Source organism: Litorimonas sp., assembly GCA_029936425.1.
GTDB lineage: Bacteria > Pseudomonadota > Alphaproteobacteria > Caulobacterales > Maricaulaceae > Litorimonas.
Genome location: JAPYSU010000088.1, coordinates 1 through 1752 on the forward strand (window position 1 = coordinate 1; position 1752 = coordinate 1752).

The 1752-nt window shown below is 45.4% G+C and carries 1 protein-coding gene; it reads left to right on the forward strand.

All coding sequences use genetic code 11. From position 1 onward, the window contains the following. A partial coding sequence (locus ACN0IC_RS15260) for a hypothetical protein (protein ID WP_416879608.1) occupies positions 1 to 779 on the forward strand: 779 nt, incomplete at its 5' end. Positions 780 to 1752 lie beyond the last annotated feature (973 nt).

Below are 1752 nucleotides of genomic sequence, written 5' to 3' on the forward strand. Positions count from 1 at the left end.
GTGTTAGAGACCAACTCACTCCGGGCATGAGGTACTGGGTGACCTCAGGGTCCTACAGTTCTGCGTACCGTCGAAAGGCGGACGACCCCGGTGTACCTGGTGAAGAACCCTCCCGCTGCTTCCTTGTGGAGAAAGTCGATCCTGACACAACCCTTTGGACTCCAGGTTTAGAAATTTCAACTACTGACAACTGTTCTGGGGAGGACTCTGAGGAGCATGGCGTCGTCATCATATTACCGAAGTTCTCTCCCCTCGACAGGAACGAGGACTCCAAGATGGGAGTTCGTCAAGCCAGCTTTGCTGCTGTCCGTGACGGACTCCTCAGTTTGGTTCCTCTACTCCAGGTCTCTGATTTCGAGCTCGTTGAGCTAATCCCGGCAAACGTGCAGTGGAAAGGTCAGCTTCTGATCTCCTTCCCCTCGGGCTTCATCGACGACGACGACGTGGAGGGGTTACACAACCTCCGTGCCCTGGTCCAAGAACTGTTTGTGGACTTGTCGATGATTCTTCATCGTCATGCCATACTCACTATCCAGGGCAGGGAGAGAGAACGGGTACCCTTTTTCGATTTCGTCACCTTGTTCCAGGAGGGGACACTCACCTCAAACCAAACTCCCAATGAGGCAGCCTCCCGCTGCCTCCTCTTCCTGTGTCTCGTGTGGGTCTCCCTCTCCATCGCCTCGAGCGTTGTGGTCGCGTGTCGGCTATGCCCTTGCTGCTGTTGCTGCAGGAAAGTAGTCTACACGCGGGTTCCACACGCCGAACGCAAACCACCGTAAGGAGTGAACGTTGATGTGGTTGTTAATCTGAAACAATTAATTTCCACGCTCCCACGGTAATGTGTTTGTCCATAACTTAACTTAAACATCACTTTGTACGATTACTTGTTTTGAATAAAGATATAAAAACAACCGCTTTGGCGCTTGTTATAAGTTGTAACCATTTCCCATTTATTCCACTTCGTGTGTTAATTTTGTGAAGAACCGCTTCGGCGCTTGTTCTTGTTTTCAAAATGTAACCGTTTATAGATATAAAAACAACCGCTTTGGCGCTTGTTATAAGTTGTAACCATTTCCCATTTATTCCACTTCGTGTGTTAATTTTGTGAAGAACCGCTTCGGCGCTTGTTCTTGTTTTCAAAATGTAACCGTTTATAGTTCACAAAAAAAACATGTCCTGGTATTTTTTGAGAGCAAAAAATGCCTTGACATCTTTTGGCTACCTGCCTGAGGACAACCGTTTCGGCGCTTGTTCTATTTATATGTTGCACATGCACCACAAGGGAGGTAGCCACCCTAATTTAAGGTTCAGCACATCACACAGCAGGAATAATTTTAAGAATCAGGTAACATATAACATATATAAATATTTTGAACCAAGCGGATTTGAACCTGTACCTTTGTAGCTTTATATACACGTATATACTGCCACAAGAACCATGAACCGCATGATTCAATATATCAGTGCTTATTAAGTCATATTATATTCCATGAAACCATATTGGCAATTTATTTTTACCATACTGCATGGTCTCTGTGTTTTACATATTTTTTAAGATATGTACTGCATATATTCTGTGAGTATGTGCTGTACAGGAGGGGGGCACGGTGCCAGGATCACACTACCAGCAGCACTCACCTCATGTATGTGCACCATGCAATAGTAACTAATGTGTATTTAATCTTAAATCCAGTTTCGTGTGTCTCTGCTAGCCCAGTTCCTAGTATTGCTCTCAGAGAGCTAGTGTGGTAA